The organism is Pseudomonas laurylsulfatiphila (assembly GCF_002934665.1).
Classification (GTDB): Bacteria; Pseudomonadota; Gammaproteobacteria; order Pseudomonadales; family Pseudomonadaceae; genus Aquipseudomonas; species Aquipseudomonas laurylsulfatiphila.
The window spans coordinates 367897-384803 of sequence record NZ_NIRS01000002.1 but is presented as its reverse complement, the minus strand read 5'-3'; the positions used below and the strand labels follow the sequence as shown (position 1 = coordinate 384803).

16 protein-coding genes are annotated in these 16907 nt (G+C 62.4%); 14 read left to right on the top strand and 2 right to left on the bottom strand.

What is annotated here, in order from left to right:
• Window positions 1-2 precede the first annotated feature (2 nt).
• The 3 genes from cobN (at window position 3) to CD175_RS07530 (ending at window position 5694) form a co-directional block, all read left to right on the top strand.
• Window positions 3-3845 carry a cobaltochelatase subunit CobN gene (cobN, locus tag CD175_RS07540; RefSeq protein WP_104448362.1) on the top strand — a complete coding sequence of 1281 codons (3843 nt, stop codon included), beginning with the start codon at window positions 3-5 and terminating at the stop codon, window positions 3843-3845.
• A gap of 161 nt (window positions 3846-4006) precedes the next feature.
• On the top strand, window positions 4007-5029 hold the full coding sequence (locus CD175_RS07535; protein WP_104448361.1) for a magnesium chelatase ATPase subunit I: 1023 nt from the start codon (window positions 4007-4009) through the stop codon (window positions 5027-5029).
• Between the two features lie 119 nt (window positions 5030-5148).
• The gene (locus CD175_RS07530; RefSeq protein ID WP_167399504.1) at window positions 5149-5694 is read left to right on the top strand and encodes a VWA domain-containing protein; all 546 of its coding nucleotides are present in this window, start codon (window positions 5149-5151) and stop codon (window positions 5692-5694) included.
• Window positions 5695-5842: 148 nt separating this feature from the next.
• Here CD175_RS07530 and CD175_RS07525 read toward each other — a convergent pair whose 3' ends face one another.
• On the bottom strand, window positions 5843-7066 hold the full coding sequence (locus CD175_RS07525) for an NADH:flavin oxidoreductase/NADH oxidase family protein (protein WP_104448359.1): 1224 nt from the start codon (window positions 7064-7066) through the stop codon (window positions 5843-5845).
• Window positions 7067-7142: 76 nt separating this feature from the next.
• On the opposite strand from CD175_RS07525, the gene CD175_RS07520 reads away from it, so the two are divergent.
• The 9 genes from CD175_RS07520 (at window position 7143) to CD175_RS07480 (ending at window position 14478) form a co-directional block, all read left to right on the top strand.
• Window positions 7143-7547: a MerR family transcriptional regulator gene (locus CD175_RS07520; protein ID WP_104448358.1), complete on the top strand. Its 405-nt coding sequence runs from the start codon at window positions 7143-7145 to the stop codon at window positions 7545-7547.
• Window positions 7548-7814: 267 nt separating this feature from the next.
• Window positions 7815-8663, top strand: coding sequence for a transporter substrate-binding protein (locus CD175_RS07515; RefSeq protein WP_104448357.1), 849 nt, complete (start codon window positions 7815-7817; stop codon window positions 8661-8663).
• A 51-nt stretch (window positions 8664-8714) separates the two neighbouring features.
• Window positions 8715-9377, top strand: coding sequence for an amino acid ABC transporter permease (locus CD175_RS07510; protein ID WP_033047866.1), 663 nt, complete (start codon window positions 8715-8717; stop codon window positions 9375-9377).
• Window positions 9378-9386: 9 nt separating this feature from the next.
• Window positions 9387-10049, top strand: a complete 663-nt coding sequence (locus CD175_RS07505; RefSeq protein ID WP_104448356.1) for an amino acid ABC transporter permease — start codon at window positions 9387-9389, stop codon at window positions 10047-10049.
• Window positions 10046-10852 (top strand): amino acid ABC transporter ATP-binding protein, encoded by an 807-nt coding sequence (locus CD175_RS07500; RefSeq protein WP_104448355.1) that lies wholly within the window; start codon window positions 10046-10048, stop codon window positions 10850-10852. The genes CD175_RS07505 and CD175_RS07500 overlap by 4 nt, the downstream gene beginning before the upstream one ends.
• Window positions 10853-10882: 30 nt before the next feature.
• The gene (locus tag CD175_RS07495; protein WP_104448354.1) at window positions 10883-11272 is read left to right on the top strand and encodes a RidA family protein; all 390 of its coding nucleotides are present in this window, start codon (window positions 10883-10885) and stop codon (window positions 11270-11272) included.
• A 132-nt stretch (window positions 11273-11404) separates the two neighbouring features.
• The gene (locus CD175_RS07490) at window positions 11405-12169 is read left to right on the top strand and encodes an IclR family transcriptional regulator (RefSeq protein WP_102702095.1); all 765 of its coding nucleotides are present in this window, start codon (window positions 11405-11407) and stop codon (window positions 12167-12169) included.
• 39 nt (window positions 12170-12208) lie between these two features.
• Complete coding sequence (locus CD175_RS07485) at window positions 12209-13426, top strand: amino acid deaminase (protein WP_104448353.1); 1218 nt, start codon at window positions 12209-12211, stop codon at window positions 13424-13426.
• 116 nt (window positions 13427-13542) lie between these two features.
• Window positions 13543-14478: a sugar kinase gene (locus CD175_RS07480; protein WP_104448352.1), complete on the top strand. Its 936-nt coding sequence runs from the start codon at window positions 13543-13545 to the stop codon at window positions 14476-14478.
• 48 nt (window positions 14479-14526) lie between these two features.
• Here CD175_RS07480 and CD175_RS07475 read toward each other — a convergent pair whose 3' ends face one another.
• Window positions 14527-15246: a FadR/GntR family transcriptional regulator gene (locus tag CD175_RS07475; protein WP_158255661.1), complete on the bottom strand. Its 720-nt coding sequence runs from the start codon at window positions 15244-15246 to the stop codon at window positions 14527-14529.
• Between the two features lie 75 nt (window positions 15247-15321).
• Here CD175_RS07475 and CD175_RS07470 point away from each other — a divergent pair, with 75 nt between their 5' ends.
• Complete coding sequence (locus tag CD175_RS07470) at window positions 15322-15660, top strand: DUF5629 family protein (protein WP_104448350.1); 339 nt, start codon at window positions 15322-15324, stop codon at window positions 15658-15660.
• On the top strand, window positions 15653-16822 hold the full coding sequence (locus tag CD175_RS07465; protein ID WP_104448839.1) for a lactonase family protein: 1170 nt from the start codon (window positions 15653-15655) through the stop codon (window positions 16820-16822). The genes CD175_RS07470 and CD175_RS07465 overlap by 8 nt, the downstream gene beginning before the upstream one ends.
• Window positions 16823-16907: the final 85 nt, after the last annotated feature.

The window sequence follows — 16907 nt, the reverse complement described above, 5'->3', positions numbered from 1 at the left end:
CCATGCACCTGCTCAGGACCCAGCCCGGCGGTTTCGTGTCGGATGACAACATCGCCGACCTTGGACAAACCCCCGCCGAGCTGGTGGTCCTGTGCAGCGGCGACTCCAGCCTGGCGCTGCTCGCCGAGGCGGCGCAGCAGTTGCCCGAGGATTACCCCAGCGTGCGCCTGGCCAACCCGATGCAGGTGCAGAACCATGCCTCGGTCGATTTGTACGTCGATGAGGTGTTGCGCCACGCCAGGGTGATCCTGATTTCGCTGCACGGCGGCATCGCCTATTGGCGCTACGGCATCGAGCGCCTGGTCGAGCTGTCCCAGCGCGGCGTGCAGGTGATCCTGGTGCCGGGCGATGACCGCCCGGACCCGGAGCTCAGTGACCTGAGTACCGTCGGTGCCGAGGACCGCGACCGGCTCTGGCAGTTTCTGCGTCAGGGCGGCATGGGCAATGCCCTGGATTTCTTCCGCTGCCTGGCCAACCGCTGGCTGGCGCGCGATTACACCTGGGGCGAGCCGCAAACCCTGCCGCGCACGGCGATTTACCATCCGCACAAACACTCTGCCGCACTGAGCGACTGGCAGGCCGACTGGCACGCCGATCACCCGGTGGCGGCGGTGCTGTTTTACCGTTCGCATTTGCAGGCGGCGAACACTGCTTTCATTGATGTTTTTTGCCAGCGTTTACAGGCCGCGGGGTTGAATCCGTTGCCGATTGCGCTGGCCAGTTTGAAAGAACCCGGCTGCCTGGGCGCGGTCGAGGACTGGCTGGATGAAGCCGGCGTCTCGGTGATCCTGAACACCACGGGCTTCGCCCAGTCCAGCCCCGAAGCGCCGCACCTGCGGCCGTTCCGGCGCAATATTGCGGTGATCCAGGCGATTTGCGCCCAGGACAACGAACCGGGTTGGCGCGCCAGTGAACAGGGGCTTGGCCCGCGCGATCTGGCGATGCACATTGCCTTGCCGGAGCTGGACGGGCGCATCATCAGCCGCCCGATCAGCTTCAAGGACCTGGCGTGGCGCAGTGAGCGCAGCCAGTCGGATGTGGTCTGCTACCGACCGCAACCGGAGCGCATGGACTTCGTTGCCGAACTGGCGCGGCGCTGGGTCGAACTGGCGCGGGTGCCCAACGCCGAAAAACGCATCGCCTTGATTCTCGCCAATTACCCGACCCGCGACGGGCGCATCGGCAATGGGGTCGGCCTCGACACTCCGGCCGCGGCGCTGAACATCCTGCGGGCACTGCATGCCGAAGGTTATCCGCTGCCGGCCAAATTGCCGGACAGTGGCACCGCGCTGATCCAGCAGTTGCTGGGTGGTGTCAGCAACGATCTCGATACCCTCGACCTGCGTCCGTGCCAGCAAAGCCTGGGAATGGACGACTATCTGGCGATGTTCAATGCACTGCCCGAAGCCAATCGTGCGGCGGTGCTCGAACGTTGGGGCGCGCCGGAAAACGACCCGATGTGCCGCAGCGCACGGATGATGATCGCCGGTCTGCGCTTTGGCCTGACCTTTGTCGGCATTCAACCGGCGCGGGGTTATCAGGTCGATCCGAGCGCGGTGTATCACGACCCGGACCTAGTGCCGCCCCACGGCTACCTGGCGTTTTACTTCTGGCTGCGCCACACCTATGGCGCCCACGGCGTGATCCACGTCGGCAAGCACGGCAATCTCGAATGGCTGCCGGGCAAGGGCGTGGGGCTGTCGGAAAACTGCTGGCCGGATGCGCTGCTCGGGCCACTGCCGAACATCTATCCGTTCATCGTCAATGACCCGGGCGAGGGCGCCCAGGCCAAGCGGCGCACCCAGGCGGTGATCATCGATCACCTGATGCCACCGCTGACCCGCGCCGAAACCTATGGCCCGCTGCGCAACCTCGAACTGTTGGCAGACGAGTATTACGAAGCGCAGTTGCTCGACCCGCGCCGCGCCCGCGAGTTGCAGCGCGACATCCTGCAACTGGTGCGTGACTCGCACATCGACCGTGAACTGCAACTGGACGAGCAACTCGACAGCGATGCCGACGCAGCGATCTGGCTGCCGCGACTCGACACTTACCTGTGCGACTTGAAAGAGTCGCAGATCCGCGACGGCCTGCATGTATTCGGCGAATCGCCCACCGGGCGTTTGCGTATCGACACCTTGCTGGCGTTGTTGCGCATTCCACGGGGCGATGGCCGAGGCGCGCAATCGAGTGTGCTGCGGGCGTTGGCCAAGGCGTTTGCGTTGGGCTTCGATCCGCTCGATTGTGCATTGGCGGAGCCGTGGACCGGGCCTCGACCGGATGCCTTGTTGTCGATCAGCACTGAACTGTGGCGCACCACCGGCGATACCCGCGAACGCCTCGAGCTGTTCGCCACACAACTGATCTCGCAGGCATTGGCTGACCCCTGTGGGAGCGAGCCTGCTCGCGATGGAGTATCAGTCACACTGATGTCGACTGACACTCCATCGCGAGCAGGCTCGCTCCTACAGGGGGCCGACTGGATTGAGGTGCAAGCCATCCTCGACAGCCTGCGCGAAGTGGTCGCGCCAAGGCTGGACGCCTGCGGCCCAGCGGAAATGCGCGGTCTGCTCGACGCCCTCAGCGGTCGCTTCGTCCCGGCCGGCCCCAGCGGTGCGCCGAGTCGCGGTCGCCTGGACGTGCTGCCCACCGGGCGCAACTTTTACTCGGTGGACGTGCGCAATTTGCCGACCACCACGGCGTGGCGCATCGGTTTCCAGTCGGCCAACCTGATACTCGAACGGCACCTGCAGGACCACGGCGATCATCTGCGCCAGCTCGGTCTGTCGGTGTGGGGCACCGCGACCATGCGCACCGGCGGCGATGACATCGCCCAGGCGATGGCGTTGATGGGCGTGCGTCCGGTCTGGGCGACCGGCAGTCAGCGGGTCGACGATTTCGAGATTCTGCCGTTGAGTTTGCTCGACCGTCCTCGGGTCGACGTGACCTTGCGCGTGTCCGGTTTCTTCCGTGATGCGTTTGCCAATCTGATCCGCCTGTTTGACGCGGCGGTGCAAGCGGTGGCCGACCTGGATGAGCCGGACGACCGCAATCCGTTGGCGGCCAAGGTGCGTGCCGAGCGTGCAGCCTTGTTGCAGGCGGGGCTGGATGAAGACGCTGCGCGACGGCAGGCCGGCTGGCGGATTTTCGGGGCCAAGCCCGGTGCCTACGGTGCAGGCGTGCAGGGCGCCATCGACGGTCGCCTGTGGCAAACCCGAGAAGACCTGGCCGAGGTTTACCTCAACTGGGGCGGCTACGCTTACGGCGGTTCCGACGAAGGCACCGCCGCCCGTGAACAGTTCAGCCATCGCCTGAGCCAGGTACAGGCGGTGCTGCAAAACCAGGACAATCGTGAGCACGATTTGCTCGACTCCAACGATTACTACCAGTTCCAGGGCGGTATGCTCGCGGCGGTGGAAAGCCTGAAAGGCGAGGCGGCGGCCAGTTATCATGGCGATCACAGTCAGCCGGACCTGCCGAAGATTCGCACCTTGAAGGAAGAGCTGAACCGGGTGATCCGCTCCCGGGCGGCCAATCCGAAATGGCTCGATGGGGTAAAGCGCCACGGCTACAAAGGTGCGTTCGAAATGGCCGCGACCGTCGATAATCTGTTCGCCTTCGATGCCACCACGCAGTTGATCGACGATCACCAGTACGCGTTGCTGGCCGACGCCTATTTGCTCGACCCTGACACCCGGGATTTTGTCCGTGAACACAATCCCCATGCCTTGCGCGACATGACTGAACGCATGCTCGAGGCGCAACAACGCGGGATGTGGAAGGAGCCGGGCGAGTACCGCGAGGCATTGGAGAATCTGTTGCTGGATATAGAAGAAGACGGCTGACACGCTTGAACCTGTGGGAGCGAGCCTGCTCGCGATGAGGGAGAGTCAGCCGATATTTATGCTGGCTGACACACCGCCTTCGCGAGCAGGCTCGCTCCCACAGAGATGAAGGCAACTGTGATATTTGTAAATTGATCACCGACCATGACCGAGATAGAACAATGACCGACACCCCGCATTTCCCGCTCTCCGCCGTGGTCGGCGCCGACGATTTGAAGCTGGCCCTGTACCTGACCGCCATCGACCCGAAAATCGGCGGAGTCCTGATCGAAGGCCCGCGCGGGATGGCCAAGTCGACCCTGGCCCGTGGTCTGGCGGACCTGCTGGCCAGCGGTCAGTTCGTCACATTGCCGCTGGGCGCCACCGAAGAGCGCCTGGTCGGCACCCTCGATCTCGACGCGGCGCTGGGTGAAGGTCGCGCACAGTTCTCGCCTGGCGTATTGGCCAAGGCTGACGGTGGCGTGCTCTACGTCGACGAGGTCAATCTGTTGCCTGATCACCTCGTTGACTTGCTGCTCGATGTGGCCGCCAGCGGCATCAATGTGGTCGAGCGTGACGGCATTTCCCATCGGCACTCGGCGAAGTTCGTGCTGATTGGCACCATGAACCCCGAAGAGGGTGAATTGCGTCCGCAACTGCTCGACCGTTTCGGCTTGAATATCGCCCTTGGTGGCCACACAGCACCGGCCGAACGAGGCCAGATCATCCGCCGTCGCCTGGATTTCGACAGCGATCCGCAAGGTTTCTGCGCCGAATGGGAATCGGCGCAGGCGTCTCTGCGTGAACGTTGCCAGCACGCACGCAACGCCCTGGCGAGCATTCCCCTTGACGACCAGGCGCTGGCCCTCATTACCGAGCGCTGCTTTGCCGCTGGCGTCGATGGTTTGCGCGCCGACCTGGTATGGCTGCGTGCCGCCCGGGCTCACGCCGCCTGGCGCGGGGCGAACGCTATCGCCGAAGAAGATATCGACGCCGTCGCCGAGTTCGCCTTGCGCCATCGTCGTCGCGAGCATTCAACTGCGGCGTCTCAGCCATCCCACGCGCCGCAGCACTCCGCGCCGCAGCACTCCGCGCCGCAGCACGCCAACCCGAGCGAAGGGCAGGGCCAGTGGGGCGAATTGCCTGCCCAGGCACTGGCGACTGGCGTCCGACGTGAAGTGCCGAGCTGGCCAAAAAAGCCCTAGGCATTCGCCCTCGTTGCGACGCGGGGGCGAATGCCAGACCCCGAGCCGGGCGACTGGACCATGGCAAACAGGGCAAGCGTCACGCCGCCCGCAGTGGCTCGGTCAACTGGCCCGGCACCTTGCTCAATGGCCGGCCGCGTCAGCGCGACGACCTGATGTTTCAACTGCGCACGCGTTCGCCCCATGAACTGTGGCTGGTGATAGTCGATGCCTCCGCGTCGACCCGCCGTCATCAGGCATTGAGCGATGCCAAGGGCTTGCTGGCGCAGTTGTTCGACGATGCCTATCGCCAGCGCGCACGTCTGGCCTTGCTCACGGCCAGCGGTGCTGCTCCAAGGTGGCAGGTGCAGGGGTTGAAGGCTTCCACGGGGCTGCGCCATTGGCTCGACGGCCTGGGTGCCGGTGGCGGCACGCCGCTGCTGGCGGCATTGAGCGAAGCCGGGCAGTGGCTTGCTGCTCGGCAGAAACGTTTTCCGGCAGAGCAGCAGCGGTTGCTGTTGTTGACCGATGGCCGGCTGAAGGACTGGTCGTTGCTGCCCGTGCTGGAGTGCCCCGGAGTGCTGATTGACATCGAGCGCGGACCGATTCGGCTCGGGCGCAGCAGGGTGTTGGCGGCGCAGTTGCAGGCCGAGTATCGGCACATCGACGAGTTGCTGCCTGGTTGAGTTCTGTTTGGCAGTTCCGGCCTCTTCGCGAGCAGGCTCGCTCCCACAAATGATCTGTGTTGAACACAAACTTTGTAATCGCCCGAAAAACCCCTGTGGGAGCGAGCCTGCTCGCGAAAGCGGTGTACCTGCCAACCTCAAATTTGAATCACTTGCCCATCGTCTGCCGATACTGCCGGGTACGCTTGCCAATGTACAACCGGTCGACAATCAACGCCCATAGCGCCGAAACCTCAGGTCGGGTTTTGCGCCCACGGCTCAAGCGATGCAGCTGGAACTTCACCACCGCCATGCTCGCCAGCGCCGCCAGGGGTTTGCGCTTCCAGCGGATCGGCGGCAGTTGTGGGTGGCTGTTCTTGCCTTCGCGCCAATGTTTGACCAGGTGCGGCTCCACGGCCAGCGCGGTGCCGATGCCCGCCATGGCGATGCCGCTGTCGAGGACCTGTTCGACGATTGCCAGACGCCGGATCCCGCCGGTCACCATCACTGGCATGCGTGCCACGCTGGCCAGTTCACCGGCCATTTCCAGAAAGTACGCCTCCCGGGCCAGGGTCCGGCCGTCGCGCGCTTCGCCTTGCATGGCCGGTGCTTCGTAACTGCCGCCGGAGAGTTCGAGCAGGTCGATCGGTTGCTCGTTGAGCCACTGGATCACTTGCCGTGCATCATCGGCATCGAAACCACCGCGCTGGAAATCCGCTGAGTTGAGCTTTACCGACACACAAAATTGCGGCGACACCGCCTGGCGAACCGCCTCGACGACGGACAGCAGCAGGCGCGCGCGATTCTCCAGCGAACCACCCCAGCGATCAGTGCGTCGATTGGTCAGCGGCGACAGGAACTGGCTGAGCAGGTAGCCATGGGCGGCGTGGATCTGCACGCCGGTAAAACCGGCTTTCTCCGCCAGTGCGGCACTGGTGGCGAAACGTCGGATCACCTCCTGGATGTCGTCCTCGTCCATGGGTTTGGGTTCGGCGAACATCTTCGAGAACTGGCCGAGATCCAGCGCAACCGCCGACGGCGCCAGTGCTTGCTGGCCAAGGTTGGCCATGGTCTGGCGGCCAGGGTGGTTGAGTTGCATCCAGAAGTGCGCACCGCCGGCCCGGCCGACACGGGCCCACTGGCGGAAGCGTTCCAGGTTTCGCTCGTCCTCCAGTGCGACACCACCGGGGCCGGTCATGGCGCGGCGGTCGATCATCACATTGCCGGTCAGCAACAAACCGGCTTCGCCTTCGGCCCAGGCCTGATACAGGCGAAGCAGCGCCTGATCGGGTACCTGGTCGGTGTTGGCGAGGTTCTCCTCCATCGCGGCTTTGGCTATGCGATTGCCGATGGTCTGGCCGTTGGGCAAATTCAAGGTTTGGAAGGGTGACATGCTTGACTCCTCATACTGATGAGCAGAGGCTAAGCTTAAAGTTAACTTTAATGTCAAGCAGGCAAATGAGGCCGCAATGAAAATTGGTGAATTGGCGCAGTTGAGTGGCCTGACCGCATCGCGCATCCGTTTTTACGAGTCTCAGGGCTTGATCCGGCAGGTCGAGCGTTCTGCCAACGGGTATCGGCGTTACTCGCAACAGGCGCTGCAAACCCTGCAACTGATCCAATGCGCACAACAGGCCGGTTTCAGCCTGGAAGAACTCAAGCAGTTGCTCCCGGATAATGTGACCGGTGCGTTCAAGCACGATGAGTTGATGGCGGGCCTGCATCGCAAGATCGAGCAGATCGAAGAGATGCAACGGCACCTGGCCCATAGCAAGGCGCAGTTGTTGGGGTGGATCGACACCATCCAGGCCAAGCCGGAGGGCATGAGTTGCGATGAAAATGCCGAACGGGTGATGACGTCATTCAAGCACTAGGTCAGAACGGATTGCTCATCAGCGTACCGGCCCTCCAAACGCCCGGTTGTGAAGCGGATACCCGCCATATGTAGCCAACGGTAGCGGTCAAGGTTTCGTGCGGTTGGTAACGCTTTTTTCTGTCTGCACGCATCCCTCTGATTCAAAACAAATTTCAATCCCCCTCACATTCCCTCCACTTCCTGTGGCACACTTTCTGCTGTCTATTCCGTTGTTACATACCACGTTCCGGTATAGCGGAATACACATCACCCTGGAGTGCTTGCCATGCATCGCCGACCATCCTTGTTCAAAGCGTGTGTTTTTCTTTTCGCAGCTTCAGCCGCTGCCATGGGCGTGGCCCAGGCGGCGGACAGCAAGCTCGATAGTGTTCTGGCCCGCGGCAAACTGATTGTGGGCACCGGCAGCACGAATGCGCCGTGGCACTTCCAGGGCGCGGACGGCAAGTTGCAGGGGTTCGATATCGATATCGGGCACATGATCGCCAAGGGCTTGTTCAACGATCCGACCAAGGTTGAATACGTGGTGCAGTCGTCCGATGCGCGGATTCCGAACCTGCTGACCGACAAGGTCGACATCAGTTGCCAGTTCATCACCGTGACCGCCAGCCGCGCCCAGCAAGTGGCGTTTACCCTGCCGTATTACCGCGAAGGTGTCGGCCTGCTGTTGCCGACGAACAGCAAGTACAAGGAAATCGACGACATGCAGGCCGCCGGTGACAGCGTCACCGTGGCAGTGCTGCAAAACGTCTACGCCGAGGAGCTGGTGCACCAGGCGCTGCCCAAGGCCAAGGTCGATCAGTACGACAGCGTGGACCTGATGTACCAGGCTGTGAACTCCGGTCGGGCCGACGCGGCGGCCACCGACCAGTCTTCGGTGAAGTACCTGATGGTGCAGAACCCTGGCCGTTATCGCAGCCCGGCCTACGCCTGGAGCCCGCAGACCTATGCGTGCGCGGTCAAGCGCGGCGACCAGGACTGGCTGAATTTCGTCAACACCACCCTGCATGAAGCCATGACCGGTGTTGAATTCCCGACTTACGCGGCGTCGTTCAAGCAGTGGTTCGGTGTCGATCTGCCGTCACCGAAGATTGGTTTCCCCGTCGAATTTCAATGATCCCGTGAGAGCGGGGCGGTGATGAATCGCCCCGTTCAGGTACTGCTGACCATGAACTATCAGTTGAACTTTGCCGCCGTCTGGCGCGACTTCGACACCTTGCTGGCGGGGCTCGGCCTGGGCCTTGAACTGGCGCTGGTGTCGATCGCCATCGGATGCGTGATCGGCCTGATGATGGCGTTTGCCTTGCTGTCCAGGCACCGCGCATTGCGGGTGATGGCGTCGGTGTATGTCACGGTGATTCGTAACACGCCGATCCTGGTGTTGATTCTGTTGATCTACTTTGCCTTGCCAAGCCTTGGCATCCGCCTGGACAAGATCCCCTCGTTCATCATCACCCTGTCGCTGTATGCCGGGGCCTATCTGACCGAAGTGTTCCGCGGTGGATTGCTGAGCATTCCCAAGGGTCAGCGCGAAGCCGGGTTGGCCATCGGGCTGGGCGAGTGGCAGGTCAAGGCCTACGTCACCGTGCCGGTGATGCTGCGCAACGTGTTGCCGGCCCTGTCGAACAACTTCATTTCGCTGTTCAAGGACACCTCGCTGGCGGCCGCGATTGCGGTGCCGGAGCTGACCTATTACGCGCGCAAGATCAATGTCGAGAGTTACCGGGTGATTGAAACCTGGCTGGTGACCACGGCGCTCTATGTGGCGGCCTGTTACCTCATTGCCATGATGCTGCGTTACCTCGAACAGCGTCTGGCGATTCGCCGATAGGAGCTCCCCATGTACGAATCCCCGAGTTGGTTGCATGAGTTGTGGGTGGCGCGGGAAGTGCTGTGGCAAGGCTTTCTGACCAGTGTCCAGGTGTCGGTGCTGGCGATTCTGCTCGGCACGCTGGTGGGTGTGGTCACCGGGCTGGTGCTGACCTACGGCAAATTCTGGATGCGCGCGCCGTTTCGTTTTTATGTCGATGTGATTCGCGGCACACCCGTGTTCGTGCTGGTGCTGGCGTGCTTTTACATGGCCCCGGCGCTGGGCTGGCAGATCGGCGCGTTCCAGGCCGGTGCGCTGGGTTTGACTCTGTTCTGCGGCTCCCACGTCGCCGAGATCGTGCGCGGCGCCTTGCAGGCATTGCCGCGTGGGCAGATGGAGGCGAGCAAGGCCATCGGCCTGACGTTCTACCAGGCGCTCGGCTATGTACTGTTGCCCCAGGCGTTGCGGCAGATCCTGCCGACCTGGGTCAACTCGTCGACCGAAATCGTCAAGGCCTCGACCCTGTTGTCGGTGATCGGCGTGGCGGAATTGCTGCTCAGCACCCAGCAGATCATCGCCCGGACCTTCATGACCCTGGAGTTTTACCTGTTCGCCGGTTTCCTGTTCTTCGTCATCAACTACGGCATCGAGTTACTCGGCCGGCACATTGAAAAACGGGTGGCTTTGCCATGACTCAGACTCAAAACCCTGCACAAAATCCTGCTCAAAACGGCCAACCCCTGCTGGACATTCGCGGCCTGCACAAGCGTTACGATCAGCTCGAAGTGCTCAAGGGCGTCGACCTGAGCATGCAGCGCGGCAATGTGGTGACCTTGATCGGTTCCAGCGGCTCGGGCAAGACCACATTGCTGCGTTGCGTGAACATGCTCGAAGAGTTCCAGGGCGGGCAGATCCTGCTCGATGGCGAGTCCATCGGCTATGACGAGATTAACGGCAAGCGCGTGCGTCATCCGGAAAAAGTCATCGCCCGGCATCGCGCCATGACCGGCATGGCGTTTCAGCAGTTCAACCTGTTCCCGCACCTGACCGCGTTGCAGAACGTCACCCTGGGCCTGCTCAAGGTGAAGAAACTGCACAAGGACGAGGCCGTGGCCCTGGCCGAGAAATGGCTGGAGCGCGTCGGCCTGCTGGAACGGCGCGACCACTTTCCCGGTCAGTTGTCCGGTGGCCAGCAGCAGCGCGTGGCGATTGCCCGGGCGATTGCGATGAACCCGAGCCTGATGCTGTTCGACGAAGTGACCTCGGCGCTGGACCCGGAGCTGGTCGGCGAAGTGTTGAGCGTGATCAAGGGCCTGGCCGAAGACGGCATGACCATGCTGTTGGTGACCCACGAAATGCGCTTTGCCTTCGAGGTCTCGGACAAGATCGTCTTCATGAATCAGGGACGTATCGAAGAGCAGGGGCCGCCCAAGGACCTGTTCGAGCGCCCGCAATCGCCACGACTGGCGGAATTTCTCAAAAGCACCCGTTTTTGATCCTTCAATTTTCAATCAGGAGAAACACTCATGAGCATTACTCGTTACGGCACCGGCAGTACCGCCGCTGGCGGTCAGCCTCGCCCTTTCGCCCGCGCCGTTGAAGCCGATGGCTGGCTGCACGTTTCCGGGCAGGTGCCGGCGGTGGACGGCGAGATCATTACTGGCGGCATTGTCGAACAGACCCACCAGACCATGAAGAACCTGATCGCGATTCTCCAGGAGGCCGGTTATGGCCTGGAAGACGTGGTGCGTGCTGGCGTGTGGCTGGAGGATCCGCGGGATTTCACCAGTTTCAACAAGGTCTTCGCCGAGTACTTCAAACCCGAGCACGCCCCGGCACGGGCCTGTGTGCAGGCGAACATGATGGTCGACTGCAAGGTCGAGATCGACTGCATTGCGTACAAGAAAAAGGCCTGATCGGCTGTTGCTCTTGTAGGAGCTGCCGAAGGCTGCGATCTTTTGCCGTTTTTTGTACGGGACCAAAGGCAAGATCAAAAGATCGCAGCCTGCGGCAGCTCCTACAGGGCATCATTGAGTGAGCATACTGAAATGACCGAAGACACCATCAAGCGCCGGGCACGCGGTCTGGACCGGGCGTTCGATATCCTCGATTTCCTCAAGGAGATCGGCCAGCCCTTGCGCCCGAACGACATCGCCAACGGTATCGGCAGCCCCAAATCCACGGTCTACGAACTGGTGGCCTCGCTGCTGGAACGGCGGATCCTGGAGCCGGTGGGCAAGGACGGTCATGTCTACCTTGGTCGTCAGCTGTACTTTCTCGGCCAGGCGCACCTGCGCCATTTCGACCTGACCCGCGAGGCCGATCACGCCTTGCAGGACATCGTCAGCCAGACCCATGAAACCGCGCAGATGTGCCTGCTCAACGGGCGCAAATACACCGTGGCGCTGATGAAGGAAGGCGAGCGGCACTTTCGCATTTCCTCGGACATCGGCGAAAACGCGCCCATCCCCTGGACCGCTTCCGGGCGCCTGTTGCTGGCGCACCTGAGCGACCAGGAGATCGTCGACCTGATCGACCACGACGACTTCATCCTGCCCGATGGCGAACGCTTGGAGCTTGCGCAGTTCCTCAAGGAAATCCGTCAGGCCGGTATCGATGGATTCTTTTCTTTCGATAGCGTCGCCGACACCTTTACCCATTGCTTCGCCGCGCCGGTCAAAAACCCCGACGGCGTGGCCATCGCGACCCTGTGCATCGTCGCCCCACGGGCTGATGCGAAGAAAAACTACAACGACTACCGCCGGGTGCTGATCGCAAGTGCCAATAGCCTGGCCCGTCGCATCAACGAATAACAGTGGCTGCCTGCAGCCGCGTGAACGAGGAGTTCGACCATGTCTTCTGCCCCCCATACTGCCAACGTGGATAAAGGCGCGGCGCCCATCGGTGCCAGCCTGGTGCGTGATGTCAGCCTGCCTGCGCTGGTACTGCACCGCGAGGCGCTGGAACACAACATCCGCTGGATGCAGGCGTTCGTCAGCGACAGCGGCGCGGAACTGGCGCCCCATGGCAAAACCAGCATGACCCCGGCGTTGTTCCGTCGCCAACTGGACGCCGGTGCCTGGGGCATCACCCTGGCTAGCGCCACGCAAACCCGCGCCGCCTACGCCCATGGCGTGCGCCGTGTCCTGATGGCCAACCAGTTGGTCGGCACGCCGAACATGGCATTGATCGCCGACCTGCTGGCCGACCCGACGTTCGACTTCTATTGCATGGTCGATCACCCGGACAACGTCGCCGACCTCGGTGCCTACTTCGCCTCCCGTGGCGTGCGCCTGAACGTGATGATCGAATACGGCGTGGTCGGCGGGCGTTGCGGTTGCCGCAGCGAACAGGAAGTGCTCGACCTGGCCAAGGCCATCGCCGCGCAACCGGCCCTGGCCCTGACCGGCATCGAAGGCTACGAAGGGGTGATCCATGGCGATCACGCCGTGACCGGTATCCGCGATTTCGCCGCGTCGCTGGTGCGCCTTGCGGTGCAGTTGCAGGACAGCGGCGCCTTCGCCATTGCCAAGCCGATCATCACCGCGTCGGGTTCGGCCTGGTATGACCTGATTGCCGAGTCCTTCGAAGCACAGAACGCCGCCGGACGCTTCCTCAGCGTGCTGCGTCCCGGTAGCTACGTGGCTCACGACCATGGCATCTACAAGGAAGCGCAGTGCTGCGTGCTTGATCGTCGCAGTGACCTGCACGAAGGCCTGCGCCCGGCGCTGGAAGTGTGGGCGCACGTGCAGTCGTTGCCGGAGCCAGGGTTTGCGGTGATTGCCCTCGGCAAACGCGACGTCGCCTACGACGCCGGGTTGCCGGTGCCTTTGCGGCGCTACAAGGCGGGCGTGGTGCCGGCCAGCGGCGATGACGTGAGTGCCTGCAAAGTCACCGCGGTCATGGATCAGCATGCGTTCATGACCGTGGCACCTGGGGTTGATCTGCGGGTGGGCGACATCATTTCGTTCGGCACTTCGCACCCGTGCCTGACGTTCGACAAGTGGCGTGTCGGCTGTCTGGTCGATGAGCAGTTGAACGTTATCGAGACCATGGAAACCTGTTTCTAAGGTTCAGGACCGAGGTGCGGCCTTAGCGAGCAGGGGAACGCATTCCAATGTGGGAGCGAGCCTGCTCGCGATGGCGGCGGCCCAGACAACAAAGAAACACCAGAGACCCCACAACAATGAACACCATCAACACCCTCGGCCCCAACACCCCTCGCATCGCCCTGATCGGCGAGTGCATGATCGAGTTGCAGCATCGCGCCGACGGCAGCCTGCAACAAAGCTTCGGCGGCGACACCTTGAACACGGCGGTGTACCTGTCCCGGGAATTGGGGGCGAGCGGCACCGTGGACTACGTCACCGCCCTGGGCGATGACAGTTTCAGCGACGCGATGTGCCAGAGCTGGGCGGCGGAAAACATCGGCCTCGAGATGGTCCAGCGCCTGCCCGGACGCCTGCCGGGTTTGTATTGCATCCAGACTGACGCCGCCGGTGAGCGACGCTTTCTGTACTGGCGCAATGAAGCGGCGGTACGCGACTGCTTCACCACCCCGGCCGCCGCACCGATCCTCGCGGCGCTGCCGGACTACGATGTGCTGTATTTCAGTGGCATCACCCTGGCGGTACTCGGCGTGCAAGGTCGGGAAAAACTCCTGGAAACCCTGATCGAAGCCCGCCAGCGCGATGCGCGGATCGTGTTCGACAACAACTACCGGCCACGGCTCTGGGCATCGGTCGAGGACGCCCGGGCGGCGTATCGCAGCGTGCTGCCGCAAGTCGACCTGGCGTTGCTGACGGTGGATGACGAGCAGGCGTTGTTTGGTTATGCCGATGATGACGCGGTATTTGCCGCTTACGCTCAGATCGGTACGCCGGAAGTGGTGCTCAAGCGCGGCGCGCAAGCGTGCCTGATTCGTTGTGATGGCGAGTCATTCGAGGTGCCGGCGCAGAAGGTCGAGCGGGTGGTGGACACCACGGCGGCGGGGGATTCGTTCAGTGCTGCGTACCTGGCCAGTCGGCTCAAGGGTGGCAGCCCGGTTGAAGCGGCGCAAGCGGGGCACCGGTTGGCGAGCCAGGTGATTCAGGTGCCCGGGGCACTGATCCCCCGCACCTGAACAAACCCTTGTAGGAGCTGCCGAAGGCTGCGATCTTTTGACTTTGCTCTACGACGGATCGCTACCCAACACCACATTCAACGCACTACGCGCATCATCCAGCTGCACCAGCGTCGCATGCCGCGCACCCAGAGCATCACGGTTCTCAATGGCGGTGAGAATCGCCTTGTGCCGCGGCAGCGCCCGTTCATGCAGGTTCGGTCGCTGGTTCGAATGCTTCAAGGCTTCGGCAATCGCCACCGAGAGCATGTTGCACAGGTTGGCCAGCAAGTCGTTGTGCGTGGCGTCGGCGATGCGACTGTGGAAGTCCAGGTCCGGCTGCAACAGCGCCTCCGGTGTCGGTGCGGCTTCCATGCGCTGGTAGGCCTCACCGATGGACGCGATGTCCGCCTCGGTGGCGAATTGCGCGGCGAGGGCGGCAGCGGCCGGTTCGATGATGCTGCGCACACTGGTCAGCAGGTCGAAAAACTGGCTTTGCGGACTGCTTTGCATCAGCCAGTGCAGCACGTCCGGATCGAGCATGTGCCAGTCCTTGCGCGGCTTGACCACGGTCCCGACGCGCGGGCGGGAATACACCAGGCCCTTGGCGACCAATACTCGCGTGGCTTCGCGCAGCACCGGCCGGCTAACCGCATATTCTTCGCACAACAGCGCTTCGGCGGGCAGTTTGTCGTCCGGCAGGAAACGTCCCGAGACGATCTGCATGCCCAGTTCCTGGACGATGCGCGAGTGCATGCTTTTGCGGTCGGAGGGTTTGCGGTAATCCATGGGGAACGGCGCGGTCCAGTGCGAATAGGTGTCGCGCATGATAGCAGGCGCGCTCCCACCTTGGGTTGGGGCACTATGAGCTATCATTGGCGCTTTCCCATTCAAAGATTGATTGCCATGACTGCCCCAACCAACACCTTGCTCAATGCCCTCGAACACTGCGGAATGGTGGAAATCGATGGCTTGCACGCCTTCGAATTCGCCCTCGACGAGTTCGATAACCTGCATATTGAATGCATGGATGGCCGTGCGGCCAAACACTGGGAGTTCACCCCGGCGCAGGTCCAGGCCGCGACCTTCGACTCCACGCTGCAAAGCTGGTTGATCACCGGTGACTCGGGCGAACACCGCTTGGTGTGCCTGGGCGATGTCGTCAGCGGTGACAACGAAGATGATGACCAAGACGATGCGTAACCTCTGGCCACTGTTGATGGCCGGCAGCATCGGCGCCATGGGCGTGCAAACGGCGATGGCCGAGCCTGTCGAATTGCTGGTGGGCTCCTACACCGCCGGGCAAAGCCAGGGGATCTATCGCCTGGCATTCGACAGCACCACCGGGCAGATCAACGCCAGGCCCTTGCAAGTGGTGAAAAGCGAAAATCCATCGTGGTTGACCCTGTCGAAAGACCAGCGACACCTGTTCGTGGTCAACGAAAACGGCCCGGGCCAGGCTGATCCGGTTGGGCGTGTCAGCAGTTATGCGATAGATCCCAAGACCCATGCGCTAAGCCTGATCAGCCAGGTGCAAAGCCTCGGCAACGAGCCGACCCATTCCAGTCTCAGCGTCGATGGCAGCCATTTGTTTGTCAGCAATTACTCGGTGGCCGAAGACCCCGGCGGTACCCTCGCGGTGGTGCCGGTGGCTGCCGATGGCAAGCTCAAAGCGGTGGTGCAGATGAGCAGCCACCCGGCGAGCCGGGTCAATCCCGAGCGCCAGGCCTCGGCCCACGTGCATTCGACCATCCCGTCACCGGATGACCAATACGTGTTCGCCAATGACCTGGGCGCCGACAAGGTGTTTGCCTATCGCTTCGACCCCAAGGCCAATCCGCAGCTGCCATTGACCCCGGCCAACCCGGCATTCGTGCAACTGCCGCCCGGTAGCGGACCGCGTCATCTGCTGTTCAGCCGCGATGGCAAACACGCCTGGCTGACCATGGAAATGAGCGCTCAGGTGGCGGTGTTCGATTACCACGACGGCACGCTCGAGCAGACGCAGATTGTCGACCTGGCTGCCGGGCAACCCCTCTCGGACAAGGCGGCCGCGGCGCTGCATGCCTCGGCCGATGGCAAGTTCCTCTACGTCAGCAACCGTGGCACGGCCAATCAACTGCTGGTGTTTGCCATTGACCCGGTAACCGGACGCCTTACCGAGCTGCAACGCCGGGCGGTAGAAGGTGACCATCCACGGGAGTTCAGCCTCGATCCGAGCGGCAAATTCCTGTTGATCGCCAACCAGAAGAGCAACCAGATTGTCGTCGTCGAACGCGATGCCAAGAGCGGTCTGTTGGGTAAAACCGTGCAAAAACTGCCGATGGACGCCCCGAGCGACCTGAAGTTTCTGCTGCGTCAATAAGCCGCAGGCCCCGGTTGATGGGGCCTGCCTGCTTTTATCAATGGCGCTGATATCTGGTACTGCTACAAAGCATTTCAAGGCATGA

What these genes read in the sequence shown, in the direction of transcription:
- cobN (WP_104448362.1), top strand. Translation starts at nt 3, where the DNA reads ATGCACCTGCTCAGGACCCAGCCCGGCGGTTTCGTGTCGGATGACAAC.
- CD175_RS07535 (WP_104448361.1), top strand. Translation starts at nt 4,007, where the DNA reads ATGACCGACACCCCGCATTTCCCGCTCTCCGCCGTGGTCGGCGCCGAC.
- CD175_RS07525 (WP_104448359.1), bottom strand. Translation starts at nt 7,066, where the DNA reads ATGTCACCCTTCCAAACCTTGAATTTGCCCAACGGCCAGACCATCGGC.
- CD175_RS07520 (WP_104448358.1), top strand. Translation starts at nt 7,143, where the DNA reads ATGAAAATTGGTGAATTGGCGCAGTTGAGTGGCCTGACCGCATCGCGC.
- CD175_RS07515 (WP_104448357.1), top strand. Translation starts at nt 7,815, where the DNA reads ATGCATCGCCGACCATCCTTGTTCAAAGCGTGTGTTTTTCTTTTCGCA.
- CD175_RS07510 (WP_033047866.1), top strand. Translation starts at nt 8,715, where the DNA reads ATGAACTATCAGTTGAACTTTGCCGCCGTCTGGCGCGACTTCGACACC.
- CD175_RS07505 (WP_104448356.1), top strand. Translation starts at nt 9,387, where the DNA reads ATGTACGAATCCCCGAGTTGGTTGCATGAGTTGTGGGTGGCGCGGGAA.
- CD175_RS07500 (WP_104448355.1), top strand. Translation starts at nt 10,046, where the DNA reads ATGACTCAGACTCAAAACCCTGCACAAAATCCTGCTCAAAACGGCCAA.
- CD175_RS07495 (WP_104448354.1), top strand. Translation starts at nt 10,883, where the DNA reads ATGAGCATTACTCGTTACGGCACCGGCAGTACCGCCGCTGGCGGTCAG.
- CD175_RS07490 (WP_102702095.1), top strand. Translation starts at nt 11,405, where the DNA reads ATGACCGAAGACACCATCAAGCGCCGGGCACGCGGTCTGGACCGGGCG.
- CD175_RS07485 (WP_104448353.1), top strand. Translation starts at nt 12,209, where the DNA reads ATGTCTTCTGCCCCCCATACTGCCAACGTGGATAAAGGCGCGGCGCCC.
- CD175_RS07480 (WP_104448352.1), top strand. Translation starts at nt 13,543, where the DNA reads ATGAACACCATCAACACCCTCGGCCCCAACACCCCTCGCATCGCCCTG.
- CD175_RS07475 (WP_158255661.1), bottom strand. Translation starts at nt 15,246, where the DNA reads ATGGATTACCGCAAACCCTCCGACCGCAAAAGCATGCACTCGCGCATC.
- CD175_RS07470 (WP_104448350.1), top strand. Translation starts at nt 15,322, where the DNA reads ATGAGCTATCATTGGCGCTTTCCCATTCAAAGATTGATTGCCATGACT.
- CD175_RS07465 (WP_104448839.1), top strand. Translation starts at nt 15,653, where the DNA reads ATGCGTAACCTCTGGCCACTGTTGATGGCCGGCAGCATCGGCGCCATG.